Source organism: Microbacterium sp. bgisy189 (assembly GCF_057707225.1).
The window spans coordinates 275,183-295,881 of record NZ_JBYIPT010000002.1; the positions used below are offsets into that span (position 1 = coordinate 275,183).

Here is a 20,699-nt window from a genome sequence, read left to right on the forward strand (position 1 = left end):
GATTACTTACCAGCCTTTCCGGCCTTGCGGCGGACGACCTCGCCCGCGTAACGCACACCCTTGCCCTTGTACGGCTCGGGCTTGCGGATCTTGCGGATGTTGGCGGCGGCCTCACCGACGGCCTGCTTGTCGATGCCCGAGACCGTGAGCTTGTTGTTGCCCTCGACGGTCAGCGTGATGCCGGCCGGCGCCTCGACCAGGACCGGGTGCGAGAAGCCGAGGGCGAACTCGACCGAGGTGCCCTTCTGCTGCACACGGTAGCCGGTGCCGACGACTTCGAGGCCCTTGGTGTAGCCCTGGGTGACGCCGATGATGTTGTTGTTGATGAGGGTACGGGTCAGTCCGTGCAGCGAGCGCGACTCACGCTCGTCGTCGGGACGGGAGACCACGACCTGGTTCTCCTCGACCTTGGCCTCGATGGGCTTGGCGACGGTGAGCGTGAGCTCGCCCTTCGGGCCCTTGACGGTGACGTCCTGGCCGGCGACCGAAACGGTCACGCCGGCGGGGATGTCGATGGGAAGACGTCCGATACGCGACATGTCAGATCACCACACGTAGGCGAGGACTTCCCCACCCACGCCCTTCTGGTCGGCCTGGCGGTCGGTGAGCAGACCGGAGGAGGTGGACAGGATCGCGACGCCGAGGCCACCGAGGACGGTGGGCAGCTCGTTGGACTTCGCGTAGACGCGGAGGCCGGGCTTCGAGACGCGCTTGATGCCGGCGATCGACCGCTCGCGGTTCGGGCCGTACTTCAGCGTCAGGGTGAGGGTCTGGCCGACACGTGCGTCGGAGACCTCCCAACCTGCGATGTAGCCCTCCTGCTGGAGGATCTCGGCGATGTTGGTCTTGAGCTTGGAGCTCGGCAGCGACACGGAGTCGTGGTGCGCCGAGTTCGCGTTGCGCAGACGGGTCAGCATGTCAGCGACCGGGTCTGTCATTGTCATTTCGTGTGATTCCTTTGTTCAGCGGTTTCGGATGCCGTTACACGACATCCGACCTTCGTGAGGTGACGCCGGTTCAGGCGTCGACTGCCTTGAACGGGAAGCCGAGCTGGCGCAGCAGCGACCGACCCTCTTCGTCGTTCTTGGCGGTGGTGACGATCGTGATGTCGAAACCGCGGACGCGATCGATCTTGTCCTGGTTGATCTCGTGGAAGACCGACTGCTCCTGCAGACCGAACGTGTAGTTGCCGTGGCCGTCGAACTGCTTGGGCGACAGACCGCGGAAGTCGCGGATGCGGGGCAGCGCGAGGTTCACGAGCCGGTCCAGGAACTCCCACGCGCGGTCACCGCGGAGGGTGACGTGTGCGCCGATGGCCTGGCCCTCGCGCAGCTTGAACTGCGCGATCGACTTGCGAGCCTTGGTGACGAGCGGCTTCTGACCGGTGATCGCGGTCAGGTCGGCGATGGCGCCGTCGATGACCTTGCTGTCACGCGCGGCCTCACCGACACCGGTGTTGACGACGACCTTGACGATCCCGGGGATCTGCATGACGTTCTCGTAGCCGAACTCGTCCTGCAGCGCCTTCTTGATCTCGCCCTGGTACTTCTGCTTCAGGCGGGGCTGGATCTTGCCAGCCGCCGCGGCAGTGGTGGTGCTCATGTTCAGAGGTCCTTGCCGCTCTTCTTCGCGTAGCGCACGCGGACGGTGCGCTTCACGCCGTCCTTCGTCTTCTCCTCGACCTTGTGACCGACGCGGGTCGGCTTCTTGGTCTCGGGGTCGACGAGGGCGACGTTGGAGATGTGGATCGGGGCTTCCATCGTCTCGATGCCGCCCGTCTTGGTGCCGCGCTGGGACTGGCCCACGCGGTTGTGCTTGGTGACGTAGTTCACGCCCTCGACGATGACGCGGTTCTGCTCGACAAGGATCTCGAGGACCTTGCCCTGCTTGCCGCGGTCGCCGCCGCGCTCGGGCTTGGCGCCCGAGATGACCTGAACCAGGTCGCCCTTCTTGATCTTCGCCATGATCAGATGACCTCCGGGGCGAGCGAGACGATCTTCATGAACTTCTTGTCACGAAGTTCACGACCGACCGGGCCGAAGATGCGGGTGCCGCGGGGCTCCCCGTCGTTCTTCAGGATGACGGCGGCGTTCTCGTCGAACTTGATGTACGAACCGTCGGGACGACGGGTCTGCTTCACGGTGCGGACGACGACGGCCTTGACCACGTCGCCCTTCTTGACGTTGCCGCCCGGGATCGCGTCCTTGACGGTCGCCACGATGATGTCGCCCAGTCCGGCGTACCGGCGGTTGGAGCCGCCCAGCACACGGATCGTGAGCAGCTCCTTGGCGCCGGTGTTGTCGGCGACCTTGAGGCGGGACTCAGTCTGAATCACTTCTTACTCCTTGGGTTCCAAGTGAGCCTCGACGGCTTACTTGGCCTTCTCGAGGATCTCGACCAGACGCCAGCGCTTGGTGGCGCTGAGCGGACGGGTCTCGTTGATGAGGACGAGGTCGCCGATGCCGGCGGTGTTCGCCTCGTCGTGCGCCTTGACCTTCGAGGTGCGGCGGATGACCTTGCCGTAGAGCGGGTGCTTCACGCGGTCCTCGACCTCGACGACGATGGTCTTGTCCATCTTGTCGCTGACGACGTAGCCACGGCGGGCCTTGCGGTAACCGCGGGCCTCCGGGTCACGCACGTCGTGCTCGGCGTGCTCGTGGCCGGCCTCGACGGTCGGCTCGACGACCTTCTCGGCCGCCTTCTTCTTGGTCTCAGCCATCACTCGGCCTCTTCCTTCGCGGCCTCGTCGGCGGCATCCGCCTTCTTGGCCTTCGTCTTCTTCGCCTTCGTCGCGGTCTCGACGGGCGCGGGCGTGGCACGGATGCCCAGCTCGCGCTCGCGGATCACGGTGTAGAGCCGCGCGATGTCGCGCTTGACCGCACGGATGCGGCCGTGGCTCTCGAGCTGGCCGGTGGCCGACTGGAAGCGCAGGTTGAACAGCTCTTCCTTGGCCTTGCGCAGCTCCTCGACGAGGCGCTGGTCCTCGAACGTGTCCAGCTCGCTCGTGGCGAGCGTCTTGGTTCCGACGGCCATTACGCGTCGCCCTCCTCGCGCTTGATGATGCGTGCCTTCAGGGGCAGCTTGTGGATTGCACGGGTCAGTGCTTCACGAGCGAGCTGCTCGTTGACACCGGCGACCTCGAAAAGGACGCGACCCGGCTTGACGTTGGCGACCCACCACTCGGGCGAACCCTTACCGGAACCCATGCGGGTTTCGGCCGGCTTCTTCGTGAGCGGACGGTCGGGGTAGATGTTGATCCACACCTTTCCACCACGCTTGATGTGACGGGTCATCGCGATACGAGCGGACTCGATCTGACGGTTGGTCACGTAAGCGGGGGTCAGGGCCTGGATGCCGAACTCACCGAACGACACCTTGGTGCCACCGGTGGCCTGGCCATCGCGCTTCGGGTGGTGCTGCTTGCGGTACTTGACCTTGCGGGGAATAAGCATCAGGCAGACGCTCCTTCTGCGACGGGGGCCTCGTTGCGGGGGCCGCGACGACGGTCACCGCGGTCGTCACGACCGCGCGACTTGGGGGCGTTGGCCTGCTCGCGAGCGAGCTCCTTGTTGGTCAGGTCGCCCTTGTAAATCCAGACCTTCACGCCGATGCGGCCGAAGGTGGTCTTGGCCTCGTAGAAGCCGTAGTCGATGTTCGCGCGCAGCGTGTGCAGGGGCACACGACCCTCGCGGTAGAACTCCGAGCGGCTCATCTCGGCGCCGCCGAGACGGCCGGAGACCTGGATGCGGATGCCCTTGGCACCGGCGCGCTGCGCACCCTGCAGACCCTTGCGCATCGCGCGGCGGAAGGCCACACGTGCGGAGAGCTGCTCGGCGATGCCCTGCGCGACGAGCTGGGCGTCGGCCTCGGGGTTCTTGACCTCGAGGATGTTCAGCTGGATCTGCTTGCCGGTGAGCTTCTCGAGGTCGGCGCGGATGCGCTCGGCCTCGGCGCCACGACGACCGATCACGATGCCCGGACGGGCGGTGTGGATGTCGACGCGGACGCGGTCACGGGTGCGCTCGATCTCGATGCCGGACACGCCGGCACGGTCGAGCTGCGTCTGCAGCAGCTGGCGGATCTTGACGTCCTCGGCCACGTAGTCGGCGTAACGCTGCCCGGGCTTGGTGGAGTCCGAGAACCAACGCGACACGTGGTCCGTGGTGATGCCGAGGCGGAAGCCGTAGGGGTTGACCTTCTGTCCCATTACTTGCTCGCCTTCTTGGTCGTGGTGTCGGCCGAGGCGTCGGCGACCGCGGGGGTAGCCAGCTCGACCGTGATGTGGCTCGTGCGCTTCTTGATCTGGAAGGCACGACCCTGGGCGCGGGGCTGGAAACGCTTGAGCGTCGTGCCCTCGTCCACGTACGCGTTGCGCACGTACAGGTCCTGCTCGTCCAGGAACTCGCCGTCCTTGTCTGCCTTCACGCGGGCGTTGGCGACCGCGGATGCGACGAGCTTGTAGATCGGCTCGCTGGCACCCTGGGGCGCGAACTTCAGGATGGCGAGAGCCTCCTGAGCCTGCTTGCCCTTGATGAGCGCGACGACACGACGAGCCTTCTGAGGGGTCACGCGGATGTGCTTCACGCGTGCGATGGATTCCACCATGTCTCTCCTCCTCTGTCCTCTCTGGAACGCCCCCGCGTCAGCGGCGGCGACCCTTCTTGTCGTCCTTCTCGTGGCCGCGGAAGGTGCGGGTGGGCGCGAACTCGCCCAGCTTGTGGCCGACCATGGTCTCGGACACGAACACGGGGATGTGCTTGCGTCCGTCGTGCACGGCGATCGTGTGACCCAGCATGGCCGGGATGATCATCGAGCGGCGCGACCAGGTCTTGATGACGTTCTTGGTACCGGCTTCGTTCTGCGAGACGACCTTGGCAAGCAGGTGCTCGTCGACGAAGGGGCCCTTCTTCAGGCTGCGAGGCATCTTCCTCTACTCCTACTTCCGCTTCTTGCCGACGGTGCGACGGCGAACGATGTACTTGTCGCTTTCCTTGTTGGGGTGGCGGGTACGACCCTCAGCCTGGCCCCAAGGAGTGACAGGGTGACGACCACCGGAGGTCTTGCCCTCACCACCACCGTGCGGGTGGTCGACGGGGTTCATCGCGACACCGCGGACGGTCGGGCGGACGCCCTTCCAACGCTTGCGGCCGGCCTTGCCCCAGTTGATGTTCGACTGCTCGGCGTTGCCGACCTCGCCGATCGTCGCGCGGCAGCGCGCGTCGACGTTGCGGATTTCGCCCGAGGGCAGACGCAGCTGGGCGTAGGGACCGTCCTTCGCGACCAGACGCACGCTGACGCCGGCCGAGCGGGCCATCTTCGCGCCGCCACCGGGGCGGAGCTCGATGGCGTGGATGACGGTACCGGTGGGGATGTTGCGCAGCGGCAGGTTGTTGCCGGGCTTGATGTCGGCGCCGGCACCCGACTCGACGATGTCGCCCTGCTTCAGCTTGTTCGGCGCCAGGATGTAGCGCTTGGTGCCGTCCACGTAGTGCAGCAGCGCGATGCGCGCGGTGCGGTTGGGGTCGTACTCGATGTGAGCGACCTTGGCGTTGATGCCGTCCTTGTCGTTGCGACGGAAGTCGATCACGCGGTACTGGCGCTTGTGGCCACCACCGATGTGACGGGTCGTGATACGGCCCTGGTTGTTGCGACCACCGGTCTTCGACAGCGGGCGGAGGAGCGACTTCTCGGGCGTCGATCGGGTGATCTCGGCGAAGTCGGCCACCGACGAACCGCGGCGACCCGGGGTCGTGGGCTTGTACTTGCGAATAGCCATGTTTGCTTGTCCTCTATCCCAGCTGTCAGCCGACGGCCGTGAAGATGTCGATGGTGCCCGACTTCAGCGTGACGATGGCGCGCTTGGTGTCCTTGCGCTTGCCGATGCCGAAACGGGTGCGGCGGGCCTTGCCCGGGCGGTTGAGCGTGTTGACCGCTGCGACCTTGACGTCGAAGATCTTCTCGATGGCGAGCTTGATCTCGGTCTTCGAAGCGCGGGGGTCCACCAGGAAGGTGTACTTGCCCTCGTCGATGAGCCCGTAGCTCTTCTCGGAGACGACCGGCTTCAGGATGATGTCGCGCGGGTCCTTGTTGACGGCGGTCATGCCGAGACCTCCTCAGTGGCGCCGGCCTTGTGCGCGACGAACGCGTCGTAGGCGGCCTTGGTGAAGACGATGTCGTCGGAGACGAGCACGTCGTAGGCGTTGAGCTGGTCGAAGGTCAGCACGTGGACGTACGCGAGGTTGCGGACGCTCTTGACGCTGAGCTCGTCGTCACGGGTGATGACCACCAGGACGTTCTTCGTGGGGGCCAGCGACGACAGCACCGCAGCGGCGGCCTTGGTCGAGGGCGCGCCCTCGATGCCGAAGCTGTCGACGATGTGCAGGCGGCCACCGCGAGCGCGGTCGCTGAGGGCGCCCAGGAGGGCGGCCGCGACCATCTTCTTGGGGGTGCGCTGCGAGTAGTTGCGCGGCTTCGGGCCGTGCACGATGCCACCACCGGTCATGTGCGGCGCGCGGATCGAACCCTGACGGGCGTTACCCGTGCCCTTCTGCTTGAAGGGCTTGCGGCCGGCGCCCGAGACCTCACCGCGACGCTTGGTCGAGTGGGTGCCCTGGCGAGCCGCCGCGAGCTGCGCGACGACGACCTGGTGGATGAGGGGGATGTTCGTCTTGACGTCGAAGATCGCGGCGGGCAGCTCCACGGAGCCGGCCTTCTTGCCGTCGGCCTTCAGGACGTCGAGCGCGAGAGTCGAGTCAGCCATGATCAGGCACCCTTCACTGCGTTGCGGACGTAAACGAGGCGGCCGCGCGCACCGGGGACGGCGCCCTTGACGAGCAGCAGACCCTTCTCGGCGTCGACGGCGTGCACCGTGAGGTTGAGGACGGTCACGCGCTCGCCACCCATACGGCCGGCCATGCGCATGCCCTTGAAGACGCGGCTCGGGGTCGACGATGCACCGATCGAACCGGGCTTGCGGTGGTTGCGGTGTGCACCGTGCGATGCCGAGACGCCCTTGAAGTTGTGGCGCTTCATGACACCCGCGGTGCCCTTGCCCTTGCTGGTGCCGACGACGTCGACCAGCTGGCCGGCCTCGAACGTGCCGTCGACCGTGAGCTCCTGACCGAGTGAGTAGTCAGCAGCGTCGGCCGTGCGCACCTCGGTGAGGTGGCGACGGGGGGTGACACCGGCGGCCTCGAAGTGGGCCGTGAGGGGCTTGTTCACCTTGCGGGGGTCGATCTGACCGGCCGCGATCTGGACGGCGTTGTAGCCGTCCTTCTCGGGGGTGCGGACCTGGGTGACCACGTTGGGTGCAACCTCGATGACGGTGACGGGAACGAGCTTGCCGTTCTCGTCCCACACCTGGGTCATGCCCAGCTTGGTGCCGAGCAGGCCCTTGGAAACCTTTTCGTTGATGTGTGCCATGGTCGTCGTCCTCAGAGCTTGATCTCGATGTTGACGTCGGCCGGCAGGTCAAGGCGCATCAGCGAGTCGACGGCCTTGGGCGTCGGGTCGACGATGTCGATCAGACGCTTGTGGGTGCGCATCTCGAAGTGCTCGCGGCTGTCCTTGTACTTGTGGGGCGACCGGATGACGCACACGACGTTCTTCTCGGTCGGAAGGGGCACGGGGCCCACGACCGTCGCACCGGCACGGGTGACCGTGTCGACGATCTTGCGCGCTGAAGAGTCGATGACCTCGTGGTCATACGACTTCAGGCGAATGCGGATCTTCTGTCCCGCCATTGCTCACTCTCTTTCTGCGTCTTACCTCACGGGCATTGGACGCGCATGGCACAGGATTCTGTGCCGGGCACTTGCGCACCGCTGTTCTGATGTCAGTCCGACCGTCCGCACGCGTGCGGAACCTGTTTCCAGGTGTGGTGTCGGATTCGCTGTTCTGCTGCCCGCGGCCTAGGCTCTGGGCTTTCGCCGGCCTATGCACTGCCCTGGCAGTGATCCCGCGCATGCGCGCAGGAATGTGGAACCTGACTAGTCTACGTGGCGCCCGGGCGTGTCGCAAACCCGGGCGTGTCCCGCACAGCACTCCCCCAGCGTCGCCCGGCCCGCATCGCGAGCTTGCCGGTTCGTGCGCGAGCTTGCCGGTTCGTGCGCGAGCTTGCCGGTTCGTGCGCGAGCTTGCCGGCAAGCTCGGCGCGCGGGCGCTTCAGGGCCGGATGCCGCGCGCTCGCAGGGCGGCTGCGTAGGCGTCGAGTGTCAGCACATCGTTCCAGCCGTACTGGTACGGGGTCCACTGGAGGACGCGCGCGACGGCATCCCGCCGCGCCGCCTGCTCTGCGAGCACATCGGCGGCCGTCCTGCCGCGCAGCATGGCCGGATCGGTCAGCTTGACGTCACCGTCGAACTCGAACCAGATCCGCCGCGAACTGAACGCGAGATCGAGCAGCGCGTAGCGGCCCGCCCCCAACTCCACCCGGAACTGCGGCTCGGCACCGTCGATGCCGACCTGCCACGTGCGCAGGCGCAGGAGGCTTTCACCCGGGGATGCCGCGCGCCCGTCGGCGAAGTCGAGCACTATGCGCGCCTGCCGGATGCCACGGGCTCCGGAACCGGCGACGATGCGCCGATGGATCCCGTCGCGGAGCGCGGCATCCAGGGCTCGGTCGTAGGTGTTGGTCTGGTCGTCCCACGCAGCACGGTGGAACGCGGCATCCAAGGCGATGACAGCCGCCTCGATCGATTCGAGCCGAATCACGTCATACAGCGTGCGCTCGATACTCGTGACTCGCATGCCGTCGATGACGGACACGTCGAACTCCGGAAGTGCGCAATGGTGCCGGCGTGCTTGGGAAGACCCGTGCCGCGGATTCGCTCCCGGAACGATCAGGTCGACGCGATCATCCCGCCCGCCGAACACTGGCAGTCCGTGGATGGCCAGCGCCGTTCGCATCGCGAATGCGCCATTCGAACGATCGACGCGGCGCCACACGTCTGATGCGACGATGCGCAGCCGATCGTCGCGAAAGATGTCATCCCACTGAGCGGTCCGCACGAACGCCCCGCGCCCGACCTTCGTGAGGTCGCGCCGATCGAGCGCCGCGAACGCATGGAGGTTCTTCTGGAGAACGAGTCGCGGGTCGGTGTGCAGCGGGGTCATCCCAACACAGTCGCGCACACCCACGTGCCCCCTCGCTACACGTCCTCGAACTGTGAACAACCCGCAGCCTCGCACGATTGTGCAGACGCCGCCGACCTTGCCGGTTCGCTCACGACCTGGCCGGTTCGCTGACGACCTTGCCGGCAAGCTCGCGAAAGACGGGACAAACTCGCGGGCAAAGGGGCAAGCTCGCGAAGGAAGCGGCAAGCTCGCGAAGGAAGCGGCAAGCTCGCGAAGGAAGCGGCAAGCTCGCGAAGGAAGGGGAAGGGGGTGGATGCCGTGGCATCCACCCCCTTCCGGACGGGTTCGGACTACTCGTTGCCGATCTTGCTGTCGATGTTGTCGCGCACGCCGTCGATCTGCTCGTCGACCGAGTCCGGCGCGATCTTCTTCACGAAGTCGGCGGCTGCGTCGAGCACGTTGTCGCTGACGTCTTCGGCCTGGTCGGACTTCAGGGTCTCCTCGATCTTGTCCTTGTTCTGGTCGAGGAATGCCTTGCCCTGGTTGACGATGTCGTCGATACCCATGTGATGTTCCCTTCACGGATGCGGCGGTGCGCCGTGCCGAACAGTCTTGCCGTCTGACCGGGGGTTGGCAAGGGTCTGCCGTCAGGCTCGGGCGGCCGCCAGCGCCTCGTGCCGCGCGATCACCTGCTGATCGCGCTGGGCGACGGCAGCCCGCAGCGCGAGCACCAGGAGCACACCGATCGTGGCGCCGATCGAGTTGGCGACGACGTCGGAGACGGTCGCGTAACGCTCGGCGAGCAAGCGGGCCTGGGCGAGTTCGACGATCGCCGACAGCATGGGCCCGGCGGCGAGCGCGAGCACCCACCATCGGATCGGCACGGCCAGGCCGAAGAAGACCCCCACCGGGAAGAACAGCAGTACGTTGGCGGAGAATTCGATGAGGGCGTAGTCGACGAACTGCGGAACGCCGCGCTCGTGGAGTTCCGCGATGACTCGCTGGAGCATCGCCGCGATCGGACGGTCGACCGGGCTCGGCCAGAACACGATGAACGCGAGCACGACCCCGTAGCCGACCCCGAGCGCTGTCGCGACGGCATGGCGAGCACCGCTGGTGCGCGGCAGCGAATCGCGAGACATCGTTCCGATGATACGCACGCTGCCCACAGAGGCACCGGCGCGCGCGACACGACCCCCGACGGGCGCTCCACACCCCACGACGGACCCCGCGGGCCCTACCGTTGACTCATGCCTCCCGAGATGCTCTCGCCCACCAGCGGCGTCGCCTCCGCCCCCGCGGTTGAGCGCAGACTGACATCGCGGGTGGGGCGCTTGTTCGACATCGGCTGGATGGTCGTGACGGCCGCCGCGATCATCGTCGGCTTCATGGTCGGAGGCTTTCCGTACAGCTGGCTGTGGGCGCTCGTGCTCCTGATCGCGGTCATCGGGTCCTGCGCGCTCATGGTGACCGTCTCGCGCGTCGACACCCTGCTGACGATGGGGATCGCACCGGCGCTGCTGGTCGTCGCGGCCGACACCCTGCCCCCCGTCGCCGCCCTCACCCTGTGGGCCGCGGGCTTCCTCGTCGGCGCGATCGTGCGAACCCGCGGTCTTCGTCACACCTTTGAGTTCGCCGGCTATCTGATCGTGGCCGGAATCGTCGCGCTCGCGGTGTGGATCCCGCTCGACGCCGCCGGCGTCCACATCGCCCTCGCGGCGCCGGCGACGGTGGTTGCCTTCATCGCGACGCGTATCGCAACCTCGATGCTGCGTCTTGCCGTCGCCACCCGGATGACGCCACGTGCGATCTTCGGTTCGGTGCTGTGGGGGCGCGTGGCCGTCGTCAGCGTCGTGGTCGCGGGCGCGCTGTATCTCGGGTTGTCGATCGCGCGCTTCGTCAACACGACCAACCCGCAGTCCGAGAACGACCCCGGCGGCGTCGCTGCGTTTGCCGTGCTGGGCGTCGTCACCTTCGGCATCGGGATGCTGCTCGAACTGCGCACCGCGACGACACGCCTGACCGGCATGCTCGATGCCGCACTCGCCCTTCCGTGGTCGCCGTCTTCGAGCGTCGAGGAGCACGCGCGCCACTTCGCGCAGCGAACCCTCCCCCGCGAGAGCATCGAGGTGCGCGGTGACGGCGAGGTCGCCGAGAACGAGATCGCCGCGAAACTGCCGGAGGGCAACCTCGTCGCTCGGCGCGGGTCGACGCAGGGACCGTTCGTCGTCAAAGACCGTCGTGTGCTCGAAGCCATCGCGCACATCGCCGAGACGATGGCGAACACCCGCACCGAGCAGGCGCGACTCGCGCGCGAAGCCTTCACCGACGACCTCACCGGGTTGCCGAATTACCGGGCATTCCGGATCGCGCTCGACGAACTCCCCTCCACGCACCCCGGCACCCGCTTCGCCGTCGTGTACCTCGATGTCGACAACTTCAAGGATGTGAATGACGCCCACGGTCACGAGGTCGGCAACGCCGTGCTGCAACTCGTCGCGACACGACTGCGTGCCCACGCCGGGGCGGACGACATCGTGGCCCGCGTCGGCGGCGACGAATTCGTCGTCATCCTCACCGGCGTCACCGACGATCTCGACGCAGATCGCCGCACCGAACGACTGCTCACCGAGGTGAGCGCGCCGATCGTGCTGGGGCAGACGATCATCGGCCTCAGCATGTCGCGAGGACTCGCGGTCGCCGCGCCCGGGACGCCGGACGCGACCGCCCTCGTCGAAGCCGCCGACGCACGGATGTACGCCGCGCGGGGCCGCGATGTGGAACCCGTGAGCGACGCCACCATGCCGATCGCCGTCACGCGCGGAGGCGGCGATCCGGCCGAACTCGTGGAGGCCATCGCCGACGCCGTGCGGCACCGCCGACTCACGCTCGTCTACCAGCCCATCGTCGATCGGGTGGAGAACACGATCATCGCGATGGAGGCACTGATCCGACCGAGCGATGCGGCCCTACGCGGCGTCCCCGCCGGCATCCTCGTCCACGAAGCGCGCCGCCTCGGCCTGCTCACCGAGCTCAGCAGACATGTCGTCGACACCGCGATCACCGACATGCAGCGGTTCCAGACGATCGCGCCGAGCCTGACCGACGTGCACGTGAATGTCGACGTCGAGCAGATCACCGACGTCGACTTCGCCACCGCCGTCTCGCACGCACGCGACACCGAGAGTGTGACCGTGACCCTCGAACTCAGTGAGACGTCGTTGCAGCGCAGCTCGGAGGACACCATCGCGATGCTCGAAGACCTGCGACGCGAAGGCAGCATTCCGATCGCGCTCGACGATTTCGGCCAGGCAGCATCGACCCTGCTGTCGGTCGTGCAGTACCCGTTCGATGTGCTGAAGGTCGACCGCGCTCTGACCCTGAGTCTGCGCACCCGCAAGTCGCAGCTCGTCATGCGCTCGCTGGCACTGCTGACCCGCAACCTGCGCGTGCAGATGGTCGTCGAAGGCGTCGAGACGCAGCAGGAGTACGACGACCTCGTCAAGGTCGGCGTTCGCTACATGCAGGGCTACCGCTTCGGCCGCGGCATCCCCGTCGCCGAGATGATGGCGCGGCTCGAAGCGCACGGCCTCACGGCCTACCTCGACGACGACGCGACGTGACCACGCCCCTGCAGGTCAGTCTTCAGCCGTCAGAAGCTTCTCGATCTCTTCGGACGTCAGGCGACGCCAGGGCGAATTGCCCGGATCCTGCTCGCCGGCGGCCGGGTTGTCGCCCTGCGTCCACCAGCGCGCCTCGTAGGCGACACCGTCGAGCATGATCCGTTCGGCGCGCGTGTAGACGGTCTCTTCCTTCCACACCGGGTAGAAGTCCTCGGGCAGTCGCACCTCGGGGATCGGCGTCTCACCGTCGAGCACCGGGCCGATCAGTCGCCACGGGTTCTCGGCGGTGCTCAGCGCGGGGTTGTCGGGCTGATCGCCGCTGCTCCACCACTTCGCGACGTACACGCTCCGTCGCCAGACGACGCGGGTGTCGGCCGGGTACGACGCGTTCTCGTCCCAGATGGGGTACGGGCTCGTCTCGGGATCGTCGACGAGATCGTCGATGCTCGTCGCATCGGGGGTCGGAGACGGCGCGTCGGCCGCCTGCGCGGGGCTGCCCTCGAATCCGGCCGCGAGCACCTCGCCGAAGCGCTGCCCGTTCTGCTGGATGCCGCTGCACGCGTCGGAGACGATCTGCCAGTCCGGATACGCCTCGGCGCACGTCTGGTCGCGGTTGGCCGACCACATCGACATGCGACCGAGGCCCTTCTCGATGGCGAATGCGTTGAGCGCGGCGGCGTCGTCGAGCCCGAAGACCTCGGCCGTGACGTCGTTCTGGCCGATCATCGGGGTCGCACCCACCATGCGCCACGCCGTCGCGGCACCCATCGGCTGGTCCCGGTCGGCATAGATCGCCCGAAGTTGACGATGCGTGCCCTCCAGCGCCGTGATGGCGACGGCGCCGGGGTCGGCCGCCGCGTCATCCCCGGTGAAGTTCATCGTCATGACGTTGACGCCGGCCAAAGCGACCCCTGCGTCGAGCATCTCCTGGACGAGGCTGACACCGTCGCCGGTCAGCCCGTCATGCGCCACCGGAAGCGTCAGCCACACCGCGACCGGCTGCCGGCCCGCATCCCGCTGCTCGTCCTGCAGTTGCGCGATCGCATCGGCTCGGCGCTCACGCGAGACGGTATCAGCAAGCGCATCGCCCTCGATATCGAGGTCGATCGTCGTCAAGTCGTATCGGTCGATGATGGCTCGGTACTGGTCGGCGAGCTCGTCGACCGAATCGCAGGCAAGTGCCAGTTCGGCATTGAACAGCCCACCGAAGGACACGATCGCCTCGCCCCCGCCACGAACATGGCGGGCGATGCGGCGGTCGAGGTCAAGATCGGCCGCAGCCTCATCAAGCGTGTAGTGCGTACCCCAGGTCGGCTCGCACGTCGTGGGACTCGCAGCCACGATGAACGAAAGCGTCACCGTCTTCTGGTCATCGCCTGTCTGCACCTCGAACTCATACGACGGCGTCGCCGTGGCATCGACGTAGGCAGAGAACCATGGCGTGCTCTCCTCCGCGACCCAATCGTCCTGCAACGCGCGCACACTCGAGTAACCCGCATAGCCCAGGCCACCCACCACGAGGGCGAGCACGGTGAGCCGCACCCAGGAGAGCCGGCGACCGGGGAATCTCTTCGACACGTTCGTGTTCCTTATCTCGGGCTCACGCGACGGCGAAGGTCGCTCTTGCGTGTGATGTCGCGACCGAGGCGGCGGTCTCCGTGGTACAGGATCGATGACCAGTCGACGGGCTTCGGCTTGCGTTCGACGGTGCCGTGCGTGGCACGTTTCGGCTTCACCGGAACGAACAGCCACCCGACAACGCCGAGCGTCATGTCGACGATCGACGCTCGCAGGCCGATGTAGGCCACGATCGCCCACCCGCACAGCAGGGCGTTGAAAGCGGCGAACGCAGCGTTGCCCCAGTTCTGCGCGTTGATGTCCCGCACCAGCGTCAGGATCGAGAACGCGACGATGACGAACGGCACGAAGACGTAGAGCCCGGGGGCCGCGGTGCGGTTCTGCACCTTCGGGGTGCGTACGAACGGAATCTTCTCGTTGGTGAGCGCCTGCTGGACGGACTTGACGACACCCGCGACATTCACTGCGAGCAGCACCAGGTTGAAGCCGTAGATCCGGAAGACGTCGGTGCGACGATGCCCGCTCTCGGCGAGGTCGCTCGCCATGCAGAGGAAGTACGGGAGGGCCGCAACGACGACCCACGGGCTGAGCAGACGACTGTCGTACGGGTACGCCAGGAGGAAGATGAGCCCGAGGCTCGCCCACGCGATCGAGGCCATGTAGTTCACACGCAGCAGAACCTCGCGGGCGAGGATCCGTTCACGACGGTAGCGACGTTCACGCAGCTGACGCGAGAACTTCGCCATGATGAGCAGGCCACCGTTGGCCCACCGGCGCCGCTGCACCACGAGCGAACCGAAGTCGGGCGGAGTCGCCGAATAGCTCAACCGCTCCGGATAGTTCACGAGCGTCCAGCCGTGCGTGCCGAGGTCGATGCTCGACTCGGTGTCTTCAATGACCGTACGGTCCTGAATGTACGTGTCGATCTCGAACCCGCCGACCGTCTGCCGTTCGACGATGTCGTCGAGCGCCACGCGGCGGATGACGGCGTTCGCGCCCACCCAGAACGTCGCGTTGTAGTACGTCATGCCCTGGTGCAGGGTGTGCTGGATGTCGGTCGTCGCACCCGCGACGCGCTCGATGCGACTCGGCGCACCGCGGTACGCGGAATACGGGGTCTGGGTCACCGCGACGCGTTCGTTGCCGGGCTGCTCGAGGAAGTGCACCAAGCGGATGCAGTAGTCGCGCAGCAGCATGGAGTCGGCGTCGAGGGTCAGCAGGTACTCGGTGTACGGCACGTCGAGGTCAGCATGCTCATCGTCGGCGGCGGGGACGAGGATGCGCTCATCCGCGGCATCCTCCACCTTCCACCGACGCCCCATCAGCCCGATGTACGAGTTGAGGTTCATCGCCTTGTTGGCTTCGTGCGACAGTGATGCGAACGTCTTCCGCTCGAACGACGAGATCTCGGCAGTGAAGATCCAGACGAGGCGATCGGCGAGCTGCACGAGGCGCTCCGCGCTCGGCGCTCCGCCTTGCTCGACGGCCGCGTCGAGCGCCAAGCGCGTGAGGCGCAAGTCGCTGGCGAGGCCGATGAGCACACGGTCGGCGAAGAACGCGTCCATGTGGTCGGCGATGCGATGCGCCTCCGCCTTCGCCTCGAGCCATTCCGCCGCGTGCAGATACTCGTCCGAAACGAGCGTGACGAGATCGCCAGTGACGGTTTCGGCCGCTGCGAGGCCGTCCTGCAGCTGCTGTCGAGCTGCGCTGAAGCGAGCGCGGGGACCTTCGAGCGCGGCCGCGACAACGGCCGGGAGATCTCTAGCTGACTGCAGGAGCGCGATGTTCTCGTCGTCGGCGGGGGCCGGCGGGTCGTCGATCAACACGATCACGCGCTTCTGCGGGAACTCCTGCAGCGCAGCCGACCACACGGTCTTGGCGATGACCTCGGGCTCTTCACGGTACGACGGAATGAGCACCGTGACGGCCTTGTCGTACCCGTCGGCGAAGTGCTGGTCGAGAATGCCGCGCGGCGCACGCACGTGGTCGCGGTAGCGGTAGAGCGCACCCTGGCGCGCGACCAGGTACATGAGCGCCGAGAAGCTCAGGAAGGTGACCACCAACAGGTAGCTGACCGCTTCGAGCACGAACCGCAGGGTCTGGGTGTCATTCTCGACGAACTCTCGCACCACCGTGGTGATGACGTACATGAGCCACGCGAGAACCGTCACGACAATGGCGAGCCTGCCCAGCACCAGTTTGCGACCGCTGGGGCGCGAGTGCATGATCGCCAACGGCGCGGTGATGCGCTCCGAGCCCCATTGCCGACGCGGCCGACGTTCCTTCTTCGCCACCTGGTGTTCTCCCCCGACACGCTGGTACAAGCCGCCTCAGTGCTCGTGCATCGACGGCGGCGGTCGATACACGGCGACCCCCCGAGCCTGAGCCCGGGGGGTCGCCGAGAAGGTCCGAAGACTTACTTCAGGATCTTGGTGACGGTGCCGGCACCGACGGTGCGGCCACCCTCACGGATCGCGAAGCCGAGGCCCTCCTCCATGGCGATGGGCTGGATCAGCTCAACGGTCATGTCGGTGGTGTCGCCGGGCATGACCATCTCGGTGCCCTCGGGCAGCGAGATGACGCCGGTGACGTCGGTGGTACGGAAGTAGAACTGCGGGCGGTAGTTCGTGTAGAAGGGGTTGTGACGGCCACCCTCGTCCTTGGACAGGATGTATGCGGTGCCCTCGAAGTTGGTGTGAGGGGTCACCGAGCCCGGCTTCACGACGACCTGGCCACGCTCGACGTCGTCACGCTTGGTGCCGCGGAGGAGCAGACCACAGTTCTCGCCGGCCCAGGCCTCGTCGAGCTGCTTGTGGAACATCTCGATACCCGTGACAGTGGTCTTCTGGGTGGGACGGATGCCGACGATCTCGACGTCCGAGTTGATGGCCAGGGTGCCACGCTCGGCGCGGCCGGTGACGACGGTTCCACGACCGGTGATCGTGAAGACGTCCTCGATCGGCATGAGGAACGGCTTGTCCTTGTCGCGCACCGGGTCCGGGATGGACTCGTCGACGGCGTCCATGAGGTCGACGATCGACTGAACCCACTTCTCGTCGCCCTCGAGCGCCTTCAGGCCCGAGACGCGCACGACGGGTGCAGCCTCGTCGAAGCCCTGCGAGGCGAGCAGCTCGGAGACCTCGAGCTCGACGAGCTCCAGGATCTCCTCGTCGTCGACCATGTCGGCCTTGTTCAGCGCGACGAGCAGGTAGGGAACGCCGACCTGCTTGGCGAGCAGAACGTGCTCACGGGTCTGTGCCATCGGGCCGTCGGTGGCGGCGACCACGAGGATCGCGCCGTCCATCTGAGCGGCACCGGTGATCATGTTCTTGATGTAGTCGGCGTGACCGGGGGCGTCGACGTGCGCGTAGTGGCGCTTCGGGGTCTCGTACTCGACGTGCGAGATGTTGATCGTGATACCACGCTGACGCTCTTCGGGCGCCGAGTCGATCGACGCGAAGTCGCGCTGCACGTTGGTGGCCGACGGGAACTTGTCGGCGAGCACCTTGGAGATGGCAGCGGTGAGCGTGGTCTTGCCGTGGTCGACGTGACCGATCGTTCCGATGTTGACGTGCGGCTTGGTCCGCTCGAACTTGGCCTTGGCCACTGGGTCCTCCTCAGGACGGTCGTGTAGAGGTTCCGGGCACTGGATTGCGACCGGTCGTCTACGGGGATGTTTCTAGTCTATGTGTATGAAGTTGTGGATGTCCCGGGGAGTCTCGGCGACGCATCGCAGCGACTCCCCGGGAGGGCGGTGTTACTCGCCCTTGGTCTTCTGGACGATCTCGTCGGCGACGGCCCGCGGGACCTCGGCGTACGAGTCGAACTCCATCGAGTAGACGGCGCGACCCGAGGTCTTCGAGCGCAGGTCGCCGATGTAGCCGAACATTTCGGACAGCGGCACGAGCGCACGGACGACCTTGACGCCCTGGGCGTCCTCCATCGACTGGATCTGGCCACGACGCGAGTTCAGGTCGCCGATGACGTCGCCCATGTACTCCTCGGGCGTACGCACCTCGACGGCCATGAGCGGCTCGAGGATGACGGGGTTCGCCTTGCGGATGGCCTCCTTGAAGCCCATCGAACCGGCGATCTTGAACGCCATTTCGGACGAGTCGACGTCGTGCGAAGCGCCGTCGATGAGGGTCGCCTTGACGCCCACCATGGGGTAGCCGGCGAGCACGCCGACCTGCATGGCGTCCTGGAAGCCCTGGTTGGTGGGCTCGATGTACTCGCGCGGGATGCGGCCACCGGTGACCTTGTTCTCGAACTCGTACGTCTTGTCGGCCGTGACCTCGAGGGGCTCGATCGCGAACTGGATCTTCGCGAACTGACCCGAACCACCGGTCTGCTTCTTGTGGGTGTAGTCGTGACGCTCGACGGTCTTCTTGATCGTCTCGCGGTACGCCACCTGCGGCTTGCCGACGTTCGCCTCGACCTTGAACTCGCGCTTCATGCGGTCGACGAGGATGTCGAGGTGCAGCTCGCCCATGCCCTTGATGACGGTCTGGCCGGTCTCGACGTTCTGCTCGACGCGGAAGGTCGGGTCCTCTTCGGCCAGGCGCTGGATGGCGACACCCAGCTTCTCCTGGTCGGCCTTGGTCTTGGGCTCGATGGCGACCTCGATGACCGGCTCGGGGAACGTCATCGACTCGAGGACGACCGGGTTGGCCGGGTCGGCGAGGGTGTCACCGGTCGTGGTGTCCTTCAGGCCGATGACGGCGTAGATGTGACCGGCGGTGACCGACTCGACCGGGTTCTCCTTGTTGGCGTGCATCTGGAAGATCTTTCCGATGCGCTCCTTCTTCTGCTTTGTCGCGTTGCTGACCTGCGCGCCCGAGTCGAGGTGACCCGAGTACACGCGGATGTAGGTCAGACGACCGAAGAAGGGGTGCGCCACGATCTTGAACGCGAGCGCCGAGAACGGCTCGTCGCGGTCGGCGTGACGCTCGATGATGATCTCTTCGTCCTTGGGGTCGTGCGCCTCGATGGCGGGCACGTCCAGGGGCGAGGGCAGGTAGTCCACGACCGCGTCGAGCATCGGCTGCACACCGCGGTTCTTGAACGCCGAGCCGCAGAGCACCGGGTAGAGCTCGCCGGCGATCGTCATCTTGCGGATGGCGCCCTTGATCTCTTCCGGGGTCAGCTCCTCGCCGCCGAAGTACTTCTCAAGCAGCGCCTCGTCGGACTCGGCGACGGTCTCGAGCAGCTTCTCGCGGTACTCGGCGGCCTTGTCGGCGAGGTCGGCCGGGATCTCCTGGATCTCGTACTTGGCGCCCATGGTGACATCACCCTTGGCGTCGCCGGGCCACACCAGTGCGCGCATGTAGACAAGGTCGATGACGCCGACGAAGTCGTTCTCGGCGCCGATCGGCAGCTGCAGCACGAGGGGCTTGGCCTTCAGGCGGTTGATGATGGTGTCGACCGTGAAGTAGAAGTCGGCGCCCAGCTTGTCCATCTTGTTGACGAAGCAGATGCGGGGCACGTCGTACTTGTCGGCCTGACGCCACACGGTCTCGGACTGGGGCTCGACGCCCTCCTTGCCGTCGAACACGGCGACCGCGCCGTCGAGCACGCGGAGCGAACGCTCCACCTCGACGGTGAAGTCGACGTGACCGGGCGTGTCGATGATGTTGATCTGGTTCTTCTCCCAGAAACACGTCACCGCGGCGGAGGTGATGGTGATGCCACGCTCCTGCTCCTGCTCCATCCAGTCGGTGGTCGCAGCGCCGTCGTGGGTCTCGCCGATCTTGTGGTTGACGCCCGTGTAGAACAGGATGCGCTCGGTCGTCGTCGTCTTGCCGGCATCGATGTGCGCCATGATGCCGATGTTGCGGACCTTCTTGAGGTCGGTGAGCACTTCTTGTGCCACAGGGGTGTCCTTACGTGTGGTGGGGAAAAGTCGCGGGGGTGGCCGGCCGGGTTCGACCGGCCACCAATGCGCTGATTACCAGCGGTAGTGCGCGAAGGCGCGGTTCGACTCGGCCATCTTGTGGGTGTCTTCACGGCGCTTGACCGCGGCACCCAGGCCGTTCGATGCGTCGAGGATCTCGTTCTGCAGACGCTCGGTCATCGTCTTCTCACGACGACCCTTCGCGTAGCTGACGAGCCAGCGCAGCGCGAGCGTGTTCGCACGGTGCGGCTTGACCTCGACGGGAACCTGGTAGGTGGAGCCACCGACGCGGCGGCTCTTGACCTCGAGGGTGGGGCGGACGTTGTCGAGCGCCTTCTTGAGCGTCGCGACGGCGTCCTGGCCGTTCTTGGCCTCGACACCCTTGAGGGCGCCGTAGACGATCGATTCGGCGAGCGACTTCTTGCCGTCGACGAGGATCTTGTTCACCAGCTGGGTGACGATCGGAGCACCGTAGACCGGGTCGTTGACGACGACGCGGCGGGGTGCGGGTCCCTTGCGAGGCATCTGAC

General features: G+C 66.4%; 25 protein-coding genes. 1 reads left to right on the forward strand and 24 read right to left on the reverse strand.

What is annotated here, in order from left to right; genetic code table 11:
- Positions 1 to 2: 2 nt before the first annotated feature.
- The 19 genes from rplF to AC3ENX_RS04415 all read right to left on the reverse strand — a co-directional run bounded on the left by rplF (position 3) and on the right by AC3ENX_RS04415 (position 10,217).
- The gene (gene rplF, locus AC3ENX_RS04325; RefSeq protein WP_434810632.1) at positions 3 to 539 is read right to left on the reverse strand and encodes a 50S ribosomal protein L6; all 537 of its coding nucleotides are present in this window, start codon (positions 537 to 539) and stop codon (positions 3 to 5) included.
- 6 nt (positions 540 to 545) lie between these two features.
- Positions 546 to 944, reverse strand: a complete 399-nt coding sequence (rpsH, locus tag AC3ENX_RS04330; protein WP_434810633.1) for a 30S ribosomal protein S8 — start codon at positions 942 to 944, stop codon at positions 546 to 548.
- 73 nt (positions 945 to 1,017) lie between these two features.
- On the reverse strand, positions 1,018 to 1,602 hold the full coding sequence (gene rplE, locus AC3ENX_RS04335; protein ID WP_434810634.1) for a 50S ribosomal protein L5: 585 nt from the start codon (positions 1,600 to 1,602) through the stop codon (positions 1,018 to 1,020).
- A 2-nt stretch (positions 1,603 to 1,604) separates the two neighbouring features.
- A complete protein-coding gene (gene rplX, locus AC3ENX_RS04340) occupies positions 1,605 to 1,964 on the reverse strand; it encodes a 50S ribosomal protein L24 (RefSeq protein WP_434810635.1) in 360 nt (119 codons plus the stop codon).
- A 2-nt stretch (positions 1,965 to 1,966) separates the two neighbouring features.
- On the reverse strand, positions 1,967 to 2,335 hold the full coding sequence (rplN, locus tag AC3ENX_RS04345) for a 50S ribosomal protein L14 (RefSeq protein WP_191172194.1): 369 nt from the start codon (positions 2,333 to 2,335) through the stop codon (positions 1,967 to 1,969).
- Positions 2,336 to 2,371: 36 nt separating this feature from the next.
- A complete protein-coding gene (rpsQ, locus tag AC3ENX_RS04350; RefSeq protein WP_434810636.1) occupies positions 2,372 to 2,719 on the reverse strand; it encodes a 30S ribosomal protein S17 in 348 nt (115 codons plus the stop codon).
- Positions 2,719 to 3,033, reverse strand: a complete 315-nt coding sequence (gene rpmC, locus AC3ENX_RS04355) for a 50S ribosomal protein L29 (protein WP_434810637.1) — start codon at positions 3,031 to 3,033, stop codon at positions 2,719 to 2,721. Before rpmC ends, rpsQ begins: the two co-directional genes overlap by 1 nt.
- Complete coding sequence (gene rplP / locus AC3ENX_RS04360; RefSeq protein WP_067354305.1) at positions 3,033 to 3,452, reverse strand: 50S ribosomal protein L16; 420 nt, start codon at positions 3,450 to 3,452, stop codon at positions 3,033 to 3,035. The genes rpmC and rplP overlap by 1 nt, the downstream gene beginning before the upstream one ends.
- Entirely contained in the window at positions 3,452 to 4,207 is a 756-nt protein-coding gene (gene rpsC / locus AC3ENX_RS04365) for a 30S ribosomal protein S3 (RefSeq protein ID WP_434810638.1), read from the reverse strand. Before rpsC ends, rplP begins: the two co-directional genes overlap by 1 nt.
- Positions 4,207 to 4,605: a 50S ribosomal protein L22 gene (gene rplV, locus AC3ENX_RS04370; RefSeq protein ID WP_434810639.1), complete on the reverse strand. Its 399-nt coding sequence runs from the start codon at positions 4,603 to 4,605 to the stop codon at positions 4,207 to 4,209. Before rplV ends, rpsC begins: the two co-directional genes overlap by 1 nt.
- Positions 4,606 to 4,642: 37 nt before the next feature.
- Complete coding sequence (gene rpsS, locus AC3ENX_RS04375; protein ID WP_434810640.1) at positions 4,643 to 4,924, reverse strand: 30S ribosomal protein S19; 282 nt, start codon at positions 4,922 to 4,924, stop codon at positions 4,643 to 4,645.
- A 12-nt stretch (positions 4,925 to 4,936) separates the two neighbouring features.
- Complete coding sequence (gene rplB, locus AC3ENX_RS04380) at positions 4,937 to 5,776, reverse strand: 50S ribosomal protein L2 (RefSeq protein WP_434810641.1); 840 nt, start codon at positions 5,774 to 5,776, stop codon at positions 4,937 to 4,939.
- A 25-nt stretch (positions 5,777 to 5,801) separates the two neighbouring features.
- Positions 5,802 to 6,101, reverse strand: coding sequence for a 50S ribosomal protein L23 (gene rplW, locus AC3ENX_RS04385; protein ID WP_434810642.1), 300 nt, complete (start codon positions 6,099 to 6,101; stop codon positions 5,802 to 5,804).
- Entirely contained in the window at positions 6,098 to 6,760 is a 663-nt protein-coding gene (gene rplD / locus AC3ENX_RS04390; RefSeq protein ID WP_434810643.1) for a 50S ribosomal protein L4, read from the reverse strand. The genes rplW and rplD overlap by 4 nt, the downstream gene beginning before the upstream one ends.
- A 2-nt stretch (positions 6,761 to 6,762) precedes the next feature.
- Positions 6,763 to 7,422 (reverse strand): 50S ribosomal protein L3, encoded by a 660-nt coding sequence (rplC, locus tag AC3ENX_RS04395; protein WP_434810644.1) that lies wholly within the window; start codon positions 7,420 to 7,422, stop codon positions 6,763 to 6,765.
- An 11-nt stretch (positions 7,423 to 7,433) separates the two neighbouring features.
- A complete protein-coding gene (gene rpsJ, locus AC3ENX_RS04400; RefSeq protein WP_030147986.1) occupies positions 7,434 to 7,742 on the reverse strand; it encodes a 30S ribosomal protein S10 in 309 nt (102 codons plus the stop codon).
- Positions 7,743 to 8,163: 421 nt separating this feature from the next.
- Positions 8,164 to 9,114: a hypothetical protein gene (locus AC3ENX_RS04405; RefSeq protein WP_434810645.1), complete on the reverse strand. Its 951-nt coding sequence runs from the start codon at positions 9,112 to 9,114 to the stop codon at positions 8,164 to 8,166.
- Between the two features lie 311 nt (positions 9,115 to 9,425).
- A complete protein-coding gene (locus AC3ENX_RS04410; protein ID WP_434810646.1) occupies positions 9,426 to 9,641 on the reverse strand; it encodes an Rv0909 family putative TA system antitoxin in 216 nt (71 codons plus the stop codon).
- An 81-nt stretch (positions 9,642 to 9,722) separates the two neighbouring features.
- A complete protein-coding gene (locus tag AC3ENX_RS04415) occupies positions 9,723 to 10,217 on the reverse strand; it encodes a VanZ family protein (RefSeq protein ID WP_434810647.1) in 495 nt (164 codons plus the stop codon).
- A gap of 108 nt (positions 10,218 to 10,325) precedes the next feature.
- Here AC3ENX_RS04415 and AC3ENX_RS04420 point away from each other — a divergent pair, with 108 nt between their 5' ends.
- Positions 10,326 to 12,698: a putative bifunctional diguanylate cyclase/phosphodiesterase gene (locus tag AC3ENX_RS04420; RefSeq protein ID WP_434810648.1), complete on the forward strand. Its 2,373-nt coding sequence runs from the start codon at positions 10,326 to 10,328 to the stop codon at positions 12,696 to 12,698.
- Positions 12,699 to 12,713: 15 nt separating this feature from the next.
- Here AC3ENX_RS04420 and AC3ENX_RS04425 read toward each other — a convergent pair whose 3' ends face one another.
- The 5 genes from AC3ENX_RS04425 to rpsG form a co-directional block, all read right to left on the reverse strand.
- Positions 12,714 to 14,276 (reverse strand): chitinase, encoded by a 1,563-nt coding sequence (locus tag AC3ENX_RS04425; protein WP_434810649.1) that lies wholly within the window; start codon positions 14,274 to 14,276, stop codon positions 12,714 to 12,716.
- Between the two features lie 11 nt (positions 14,277 to 14,287).
- Positions 14,288 to 16,501 (reverse strand): glycosyltransferase family 2 protein, encoded by a 2,214-nt coding sequence (locus tag AC3ENX_RS04430; RefSeq protein WP_434810812.1) that lies wholly within the window; start codon positions 16,499 to 16,501, stop codon positions 14,288 to 14,290.
- Between the two features lie 191 nt (positions 16,502 to 16,692).
- Positions 16,693 to 17,883 carry an elongation factor Tu gene (tuf, locus tag AC3ENX_RS04435; RefSeq protein ID WP_434810650.1) on the reverse strand — a complete coding sequence of 397 codons (1,191 nt, stop codon included), beginning with the start codon at positions 17,881 to 17,883 and terminating at the stop codon, positions 16,693 to 16,695.
- A gap of 150 nt (positions 17,884 to 18,033) precedes the next feature.
- The gene (fusA, locus tag AC3ENX_RS04440) at positions 18,034 to 20,148 is read right to left on the reverse strand and encodes an elongation factor G (protein WP_434810651.1); all 2,115 of its coding nucleotides are present in this window, start codon (positions 20,146 to 20,148) and stop codon (positions 18,034 to 18,036) included.
- A gap of 75 nt (positions 20,149 to 20,223) precedes the next feature.
- Positions 20,224 to 20,694: a 30S ribosomal protein S7 gene (gene rpsG, locus AC3ENX_RS04445; RefSeq protein ID WP_434810652.1), complete on the reverse strand. Its 471-nt coding sequence runs from the start codon at positions 20,692 to 20,694 to the stop codon at positions 20,224 to 20,226.
- Between the last annotated feature and the right edge of the window lie 5 nt (positions 20,695 to 20,699).